The organism is Actinosynnema sp. NPDC059335 (assembly GCF_042752395.1).
In the GTDB taxonomy this organism is placed as follows: Bacteria; Actinomycetota; Actinomycetes; order Mycobacteriales; family Pseudonocardiaceae; genus Actinosynnema.
The window spans coordinates 34,946-43,684 of the sequence record NZ_JBHYXZ010000070.1; the positions used below are offsets into that span (position 1 = coordinate 34,946).

Consider the following 8,739-nt stretch of genomic DNA (forward strand, 5'->3'; position numbering starts at 1 on the left):
CGGGAAGCCGCCCTCGGACCGTCGAATTCGAGTCGAATTCGACTCTTGATCGAATCACCGGGTCGAACGGCAGTCGAACGAAGTTACGTCGTTGACGTGTGCCGGACACTTTCGCAATACTCTGTTCGCACTTCTGGATAGTGTTCACATTTATGAACAATCTTGCCGGGGAAGGCCCCTCGTCATGCGGATGATCAGTACTGCGCTCGTGCTTTCCTGCGCCCTCGGCGTGATCGCGGCAGCACCCGCGCACGCAGGCCATGACCTGGGAAGACAGGTTCTCCCGCCCGGTGACGGCTGGGCGTCGAGCGGCACGGGCACCACCGGTGGGTCGGCCGCCACGACCGAACACGTCGTGCGCACCGCGGCGGAGTTGCGGGCGGCCCTGGCCGCGCCCGCGCCACGCCTCATCAAAGTGCGCGGCGTCATCGACGTCAGGGCTGATTGCGCAACATATGCCACGGACGGCTACACGCTCGCGGGCTATTTGGCCGCATACGACCCCGCCGTTTGGGGGCGCGACACCGAGCCCAGCGGCCCGCTGGAGGACGCCCGCGCCGCGTCGGCCGCGCGCCAGGCCGCGGCGATCTCGTTCGCCGTCGGCTCCGACACCACGATCGTGGGCGACGGCCGGGGCGCGGGCATCACCGGCGCGTCCCTGCGGGTGCACGGCGCGTCGAACGTGATCATCCGCAACCTCACGTTCCGCGACACCCGCGACTGCTTCCCGCAGTGGGACCCGACCGACGGCGCGACGGGCAACTGGAACTCCGCCTACGACGCGGTGTCCCTGCAGCGCGCCACCAACGTGTGGGTCGACCACAACACCTTCACCGACCACCCGTACCCGGACAGCGCCGCCCCGAGCTACTTCGACCGCCCGTTCCAGCAGCACGACGGTTCGCTCGACATGACCAACGGCACCGACCTGGTCACCGCGTCGTACAACCTGTTCGAGGACCACGGCAAGACGATGCTCATCGGCTCGTCCAACACCTCGACCACCGACCCCGGCAAGCTGCGGGTCTCCGTGCACCACAACGTGTTCCGCAACGTCGAGGAGCGCCTGCCGCGCGTCCGGTTCGGCCAGGTGCACGTCTACAACAACCTCTACGAGCCCGGACCGTCGTTCGTCTACGCCTGGGGCGTCGGCGTGCAGTCGAAGCTGTACGTGGAGAACAACTACGTCAAGCTGGGCAACGGCGGCGCGGTCGAGAACCTGATCTACAACTGGGGCGGCACGGCCATCACCGAGGTCGGCACGTTGGTCGACGGCAAGCCGGTGGACGCGCTCGACGCGTTCAACGCGGCCCACCCGACCGCGCAGCTCGCCGGCGACGCGGGCTGGACGCCCCAGTTCACCCGCGGCCTGGAGCCGACCACCCGGGTGAAGAACCTCAAGGCGGGCGCTCAGCAGCGCGAGCGCTACCACGTGGCCAAGGGCACGGACTTCGACACCGTGCAGGCGGCCATCGACGCCGCACCGCCCGGCACCACCATCACCATCGGCAAGGGCGTGTACCGCGAGGTGGTCCGGGTGCCCGCGACCAAGCCCGACCTGACGCTCAAGGGCTCCACCGGCACCGCGCGCGACGTCGTCATCGACTACGACAACGCCGGCGGCACCAAGAAGCCCGACGGCACCACTTACGGCACCACCGGCTCGGCCACCGCGACGATCGAGGCCGACGGCTTCACCGCCCGCGACCTGACGTTCAGCAACTCGTTCGACCGGGCCGCGCACCCCGAGATCACCGCCACGCAGGCCGTCGCGGTGAAGGCCACCGGCGACCGGCAGTACTACGACCGCGTCCGCTTCCTCGGCCACCAGGACACCCTCTACGCCGACACGCGCGCGGTCGGCACGCGGGCCCGCCAGTACTACCGGGGCGGCGAGATCGTCGGCGACGTCGACTTCATCTTCGGCCGCGCCACCGCCGTGTTCGACCAGGTCACCATCCGCGCGCTGAACCGGGGCGGCGATCCCAACGGTTACATCACCGCCGCCAGCACCCGCCGCGACAACCCGCACGGCTTCCTGATCATGAACTCGACGGTCGTCAGCGACGCGCCCGCCGGCACCTACTACCTCGGCCGGCCGTGGCACCCCGGCGGCGACCCGGACGCGATCGCCTCGGTCGTCGTCCGCGACACCAAGCTGCCCGCCGCGGTGAAGGCCGCGCCGTGGACCGACATGTCGGGCTTCTCCTGGCGCGACGCCCGGTTCGCCGAGTTCCGCAACTCCGGCCCCGGCGCGACCGCGGGCGCGGACCGGCCGCAGCTCACCGCGGACCAGGCCGCCCAGCACACCCGGCGCGCCTACCTCGGCGACTGGAACCCCGCATGAGGACGCGCACCTGGGCGCCCTACGCCCTGATCGCACCGACGCTGGTGCTGATGGCGGTCTTCCTGGTCTACCCGATCGGCAGCGTCGTCTACTACAGCCTCCAGCGGTACAACGTCACGCAGCCGTGGAAGAACGGCTTCGCGGGGCTGGACAACTTCAAGCAGATGCTGTTCGACGACCCGCTGTTCTGGCAGAGCCTCGCGTTCAGCGCCAAGTGGGTGTTCGTCGAGGTCGGCCTGCAACTGCTGCTCGGCCTGGTCCTGGCGCTGATCGTGAACGAGACCTTCATCGGCCGCGGCCTGGCCCGCGCGCTGGTGTTCTCGCCGTGGGCGGTGTCCGGCGTGCTCACCACGGGCATCTGGATCCTGCTGCTCAACCCGTCCACGGGCATCTTCCAGGCCCTCTCCGAGTGGGGCATCGGCTCGCCGGGCACCTCGGTGCTCGGCAACCCCGACACGGTGTTCGACGCCCTCGTGGTGACCGAGCTGTGGCGCGGCGTGCCGTTCTTCGCGATCCTGCTGCTGGCCGACCTCCAGAGCATCCCCAAGGACCTCTACGAGGCGGCGTCCGTGGACGGCGCGAGCCGGTGGAAGCGCTTCACCAGCGTCACCCTGCCGCACCTGAAGGACGCGATCATCCTGTCGACGCTGCTGCGCGCGGTGTGGGAGTTCAACAACGTCGACCTCATCTACACGCTGACCGGCGGCGGTCCCGCGAACCAGACCACCACGCTGCCGCTCTACGTGGCCCGGCAGGCCGTCGACTCGCACAACTTCGGGTACGGCTCGGCGCTCACCGTCGCCGGGTTCCTGATCCTGTTGTTCTTCTCGATCGCGTACCTGCGGTTGTCGAAGTTCGGGAGCCGAGCATGACCGAGACCCTGGGCAAGACCGACACCCTGGTGCGGGAGGTCGCGGGCACGACGCACGCGCCGCCGCCGCGGACCAGGCGACGCCGCCGGGCCGTGGCCGAGGAGCCGGGCAAGCCGTGGATGATCCACGTGCCGCTGGTGCTGTACCTGCTGTTCACGCTCATCCCGTTCTACTGGATGCTGGTGTTCGCGGTCCGGCCGGCCGGCTCGACGCAGCTCGTGCCGTGGCCGATCTCGCTGGAGCACTTCGACACGGTGTGGAACGACATCGGGTTCGGCATCTTCTTCTACAACAGCGTCATCATGGGCCTGGGCGTGCTCGTGTTCGTCACCATCCTGTCGGTGATGGGCGGGTACGCGCTGGCGCGGTTCAAGTTCCGCGGCCAGAAGGTTTTCCTGCTGGCGATGCTGTGCAGCCAGTTCATCCCCGGCGCGATGATGCTGATCCCGCTGTTCGTGATCTTCAAGGGGCTCGGCCTGCTCAACAGCATCACCGGCCTGGTCATCGCGGAGGTGGCGTTCCAGCTGCCGTTGTCGCTGATCCTGATGAGCGGGTTCATCCGCAACATCTCCGTGGAGCTGGAAGAGGCCGCGATGGTGGACGGCTGCTCGCGCCTGCGCGCGTTCTTCGCGGTCGTCCTGCCGCAGCTCAAACCCGCCCTGGTGGCGGTCGGGTCGTTCGCGTTCATCGGCGCGTGGAACCAGTTCCTGTTCGCGCTCATGTTCGCCACGAGGCAGGACAAGTTCACCCTGCCGGTCGGCCTGAGCTACACGTTGGGTGAGTTCAACACCGACTTCGGAGCACTCGCCGCCGGTGGCGTGGTCGCGGCCGTGCCGGTGGTCCTGGTTTTCGCCGTCGTGCAGCGGTTCCTGGTGCAGGGGCTCAGCGCCGGGGCTGTGAAGGGATAGGAGCATCATGAGAAAACTGCTGGTCGCCGTGGCCGCCGCCGCGCTGGCGCTGTCCGCCTGCTCGTCCGGGGGAGGTGCGGGCGGCGACGGGAACGTGACCATCACGTTCTGGGACAACAACGGCGGGCCCGCCCGCGAGCCGATCTACAAGGAGCTGATCTCCCGCTTCGAGGCGGCGAACCCCACCATCAAGGTCGAGTACGTCGGCATCCCCAGCGCCTCGGTGCAGCAGAAGTACGACACCGCCATCGCCGGCGGCGAGACGCCGGACGTCGGCGGCGTGACCACCTCGTACCTCGCGCACCTGGTCGGCCAGGAGGCGCTCGCGCCGCTCGACGACCGCGTCAACGGCGGCCCGCTGAAGGACAAGCTGCTGCCCTCGCTGGTGGAGACCGTCCGCCAGACCGCGCCCGACGGCAAGCTCTACATCGTGCCGTCCTCGGCCAACATGGACATCATCTGGTACCGCACGGACTGGTTCAAGGACGCGGGGATCGAGCCGCCGAAGACCTGGGACGAGTTCATCACCGCGGCGACGAAGCTCACCGACACGGCCGCGAACAAGTACGGCTACACCATCCGCGGCGGCGCGGGCTCGGTGTTCCAGCTCATCACCGAGGCGTACGCGTACTCCGGGGTGGACAACTTCTTCAAGGACGGCAAGAGCACGCTCAACGACCCGGCCAACGCCGAACTGGTCGACAAGGTCGCCGAGCTTTACAAGAAGGCCACCCCCGAGGCCGACGTGAACAACAGCTTCACCCAGATGATCGCCCAGTTCACCGGCGGCTCGGTCGCGATGATGCACCACAACCTCGGCTCCTACAGCGACGTCACCAAGGCGCTCGGCGACAAGGTCGCCGCGATCCCGCTGCCGGCCGGCCCCAGCGGCAAGCGCACCGTCGTGCCCAACCCGACCGACGGCTTCGCGGTGTTCAAGAACAGCGAGAACCAGGACGCGGCGTGGAAGTTCGCCGAGTTCCTCACCTCCGCCGAGTCCAACAGCTACTGGAACGAGAAGGTCGGCCAGATCCCGGCCAACACCGACGTGCGCAGCGCCGCGTGGATCGACAAGGCCGCCCACGTGAAGATGGCGCTCGACGTGCTGGAGGACCCGGCCACGGTCCTCGTGCCCGCGCCGGTGTACCTGCCGCAGTACTCGTCCATCACCAAGGCCGACAGCGAGCCGCAGTACCAGAAGGTGCTCCTCGGCGAGCTGAGCGCGCAGCAGTTCCTGGACGACGTGGCGAAGAAGCTCACCGAGGCGCAGAAGGAGTGGGAGGACCGCAAATGATCGAGCGCGTCGAGGTGTCGGTGTTCACGACCACCGCGTGGACCGCGGTGGACCCGCACGGGCACCGGCACCCGAGCGCCGAGCACGAGGTCCGCGAGGCGCTGCTGGAGATCACCGACTCCGACGGCGTGGTGGGGCGCGTGCAGGTGCACCCCGACCAGCTGCGGCCCGCCGTGCTCGACTCGATCGTGAAGCCCGTGCTGATCGGCGCGGACCCGTGGGACCGCGAACGGCTGTGGCGGGCGATGGCCCGCAAGCAGCGCGGCTCGCACGGCCGGTTCACCGACCGGGCCCTCGGCTACGTAGACACCGCGTTGTGGGACCTGGTGGGCAAGCGCGCCGGGCAGCCGGTGTGGAAGCTGCTCGGCGGCGCCCGGTCCCGCATCCCGGCCTACGCCAGCACGATGTGCGGCGACGAGATCCCGGGCGGGCTGAGCACGCCCGGGGACTACGCGGCGTTCGCCAAGCAGCTCGTGGAGCGCGGCTACCGGGCGATCAAGCTGCACACGTGGATGCCGCCGGTGCCCGGCGCGCCCAGCGTGCGGGCGGACATCGCGGCGTGCGAGGCGGTGCGCGAGGCGGTCGGGCCGGAGGTGGCGTTGATGCTCGACGCGAACCACTGGTACTCGCGCACCGAGGCGCTGGAGCTGGGCCGGGCGCTGGAGGCGCTGGACTTCTACTGGTTCGAGGAGCCGATGGAGGAGGCGTCGATCAGCTCCTACCGGTGGCTGTCCGAGCAGCTCTCCATCCCGGTCATCGGGCCGGAGGTGGCCTGGGGCAAGCACCTGAGCCGCGCCGAGTGGATCACCTCCGGGGCGTGCGACATCCTGCGCGCCGGGCCGACCGACGTCGGCGGCATCTCGCCGACGGTCAAGGCCCTGCACCTGGCCGAGTCGTTCAACATGGACTGCGAGATCCACGGCGACGGCTCGGCGAGCCTCGCTGTGCTCGGCGGCACCGACAACGGCCGCTGGTACGAGCGGGGGTTGTTGCACCCGCTGCACGACTTCGACCGCGTGCCGCCGCACCGGCTCGCGATCGCCGACCCGCTCGACGCGGACGGCCACGTCACCATGACCTCCTCTCCCGGTCTGGGTGACGAGTTCGACGTCGAGCACATCCGCGCGCACACCGTCGAGAGGTGGTGATCCCGGTGTAAGGCCCAGGCCGCCGCCACGTTCGGACCGCCGCCGGTTCCCTTTTCATCCACAGTCGTATGGAGGAAACCGCATGTCTCGCAAGATCTCCCGCGCGCTGGTCGCGGCGACGGCGTTAGCCGCGTCCGTGGTCATGGCGCCCACCGCCGACGCGGCGCACTTCAACCTCGAGGGTTGGGGCACGCAGTGCGGCGGCACCACCGGCGGAGCCGGTGGGGGCACGGTGACCGTCAGCGACGCCACGGCGTTCGCCAACGCCGCCAAGTCGACCACCACGCAGACCATCCGGGTCTCGGGCACCATCACGCTGTCCAGCATGACGAAGGTCGCGTCGAACAAGACGATCATCGGCATCGGCACCGGCTCGACCATCGCCGGGCACGGCCTGAACGTCGCCAACGCGTCCAACGTCATCATCCGGAACCTGAACTTCAGGGACTGGGCGGACGACGCGATCAACGTCCAGTACTCCACCCGGGTCTGGATCGACCACAACAGCCTGCGCAACGGTTACGACGGCGCGATCGACATCAAGCGCGCGTCCGACTGCGTGACCGTGTCGTGGAACAAGATCAGCAGCCACGACAAGACCATGCTGCTCGGCCACGACGACGGCAACGGCGGCGAGGACCGCGGCAAGCTGCGGGTCAGCTACCACCACAACTGGTTCGACGGCACCAACCAGCGCCACCCGCGGGTCCGCTTCGGCAACCCCGTGCACGTCTACAACAACTACTACGGCGGCGTGACGTCGTACGGTGTGGCTTCCACGATGGAGGCCGGCGTGCTCGTGGAGTGCAACTACTTCGAGAACACCAGGGACCCGTTCCACCGGGGCGAGGGCTCGTCGCCGGCGGGCAGCCTCGTGGCGCGCAACAACCACATGGTCGGCTCGGGTTCGGGCGACCAGGGTGGCAGCGTCAAGTCGATCCCGTACTCGTACGTGCTCGACTCCTGCTCCGGCGTGAAGTCGGTCGTGCAGAGCGGCGCGGGCGTGGGCAAGGTCGGCTGACGCCGTCCCCGCCCGACGCCTGATCGGCGGCCCCTGGCCACTCTCCCGGCCAGGGGCCGTCCGGCGTGCCGGTTGGTGGGTGGTTCGTCAGGGCTTGTGCGGCGGGGTTCTTCGGCGGGCTTCTTCGGCGGGTGCTGGTGGCGGGGGTTGAGCGGCGGGGTTGAGCGGCCGGGGTTCAGCGGCCGGGGTTCAACGGCGGGGGCGGGATTCGGTGGTGACGGCGTAGCGGTCGCCGCGCACCATCGTGTGCCGCCACTCCACGGGGCGGCCCCGGGCGCGGCCCAGGCGGTGGAGGGACAGGCACGCCACGTCCGGTCCGCAGTCCAGCAGCGCCCGTTCGGCGGGGGTCGGCACGACGGCTTTGATGGTCTCGCGGCTCTGGTCGACCTTGAGGCCGGTGCGCTCGGCCAGCACGGTGTAGAGGCTGGTGCGGGTGAAGTCGGCGTCGAGCAGGGGTGACGCCACGGCAGCCGGCAGCCAGACGCGGTCGATGGCGAGGGGGCTGCCGCCGGCCAGGCGGAGGCGTTCCAGGTGGAGGAGCGGGGTGGAGCCCTCCAGGGCGAGCTGGTCGGCGATCACGCCGTCCGCGCGGATGTCGAGGACGCGGACGATGCTGCGTTGTTCCAGGCCGGCGGCCTCGACGGAGGCGAAGAGGCTCTGGAGGGTGTCCAGCGGCTGTTCCACGTCGGCGGCCGGGCCGACCCGCGGTTGGCGGCCGCGTTCGGCGACGACCAGGCCGTCGGCACGGAGTTGGTGCAGGGCTTGGCGGACGGTGTGGCGGCTCACGCGGTAGTCGTTGACCAGGGCCAGTTCGCCGGGGAAGCCGGTGTCGAAGTCGCCGGAGTGCAGGCGGGTGATCAGCTCGTCCTGGAGTTGTCGCCAGAGCGGGGTGCCGGTGGAGCGGTCCAGGGGGCGCGCGGGCATGGGCACCTCCTGAGCGGTCGGGTCAGGTCGGGGTGGTGGGGGTGGGATGGGGTGGGATGGGGGTCGGGTCGGGTCAGGTGGGGGTCGGGTCGGGTGGCGGTCGGGTCGGGTGGGGGTCGGGTCGGGTGGGGTGGTGGTTGGTGGTGCGGGCCGGCCCGATTTTACATGGGGCCCGTACGAGCACCCCAGGCCTGTCTCTAATAAACATCTCCGATCCCACTAGAC

At 69.5% G+C, this 8,739-nt stretch carries 7 protein-coding genes; 6 read left to right on the plus strand and 1 reads right to left on the minus strand.

What is annotated here, in order from left to right; genetic code table 11:
• The first annotated feature begins 190 nt into the window (after positions 1 to 190).
• The 6 genes from ACFXGA_RS22105 (at position 191) to ACFXGA_RS22130 (ending at position 7,590) form a co-directional block, all read left to right on the plus strand.
• Entirely contained in the window at positions 191 to 2,347 is a 2,157-nt protein-coding gene (locus ACFXGA_RS22105) for a pectinesterase family protein (protein WP_378090701.1), read from the plus strand.
• Positions 2,344 to 3,219, plus strand: coding sequence for a carbohydrate ABC transporter permease (locus tag ACFXGA_RS22110; RefSeq protein WP_378090702.1), 876 nt, complete (start codon positions 2,344 to 2,346; stop codon positions 3,217 to 3,219). Before ACFXGA_RS22105 ends, ACFXGA_RS22110 begins: the two co-directional genes overlap by 4 nt.
• Complete coding sequence (locus ACFXGA_RS22115; protein WP_378090703.1) at positions 3,216 to 4,127, plus strand: carbohydrate ABC transporter permease; 912 nt, start codon at positions 3,216 to 3,218, stop codon at positions 4,125 to 4,127. Before ACFXGA_RS22110 ends, ACFXGA_RS22115 begins: the two co-directional genes overlap by 4 nt.
• Positions 4,128 to 4,134: 7 nt before the next feature.
• A complete protein-coding gene (locus tag ACFXGA_RS22120) occupies positions 4,135 to 5,421 on the plus strand; it encodes an ABC transporter substrate-binding protein (RefSeq protein ID WP_378090704.1) in 1,287 nt (428 codons plus the stop codon).
• Positions 5,418 to 6,569 (plus strand): enolase C-terminal domain-like protein, encoded by a 1,152-nt coding sequence (locus ACFXGA_RS22125; protein ID WP_378090705.1) that lies wholly within the window; start codon positions 5,418 to 5,420, stop codon positions 6,567 to 6,569. Before ACFXGA_RS22120 ends, ACFXGA_RS22125 begins: the two co-directional genes overlap by 4 nt.
• Before the next feature lie 82 nt (positions 6,570 to 6,651).
• Positions 6,652 to 7,590: a polysaccharide lyase family 1 protein gene (locus ACFXGA_RS22130; protein WP_378090706.1), complete on the plus strand. Its 939-nt coding sequence runs from the start codon at positions 6,652 to 6,654 to the stop codon at positions 7,588 to 7,590.
• A gap of 189 nt (positions 7,591 to 7,779) precedes the next feature.
• On the opposite strand, the gene ACFXGA_RS22135 is transcribed toward ACFXGA_RS22130, so the two are convergent.
• Positions 7,780 to 8,514, minus strand: a complete 735-nt coding sequence (locus ACFXGA_RS22135; RefSeq protein WP_378090707.1) for a GntR family transcriptional regulator — start codon at positions 8,512 to 8,514, stop codon at positions 7,780 to 7,782.
• Positions 8,515 to 8,739: the final 225 nt, after the last annotated feature.

Coding starts and splice junctions, on each gene's coding strand:
- ACFXGA_RS22105 (WP_378090701.1), top strand. CDS start 191: ATGATCAGTACTGCGCTCGTGCTTTCCTGCGCCCTCGGCGTGATCGCG.
- ACFXGA_RS22110 (WP_378090702.1), top strand. CDS start 2,344: ATGAGGACGCGCACCTGGGCGCCCTACGCCCTGATCGCACCGACGCTG.
- ACFXGA_RS22115 (WP_378090703.1), top strand. CDS start 3,216: ATGACCGAGACCCTGGGCAAGACCGACACCCTGGTGCGGGAGGTCGCG.
- ACFXGA_RS22120 (WP_378090704.1), top strand. CDS start 4,135: ATGAGAAAACTGCTGGTCGCCGTGGCCGCCGCCGCGCTGGCGCTGTCC.
- ACFXGA_RS22125 (WP_378090705.1), top strand. CDS start 5,418: ATGATCGAGCGCGTCGAGGTGTCGGTGTTCACGACCACCGCGTGGACC.
- ACFXGA_RS22130 (WP_378090706.1), top strand. CDS start 6,652: ATGTCTCGCAAGATCTCCCGCGCGCTGGTCGCGGCGACGGCGTTAGCC.
- ACFXGA_RS22135 (WP_378090707.1), bottom strand. CDS start 8,514: ATGCCCGCGCGCCCCCTGGACCGCTCCACCGGCACCCCGCTCTGGCGA.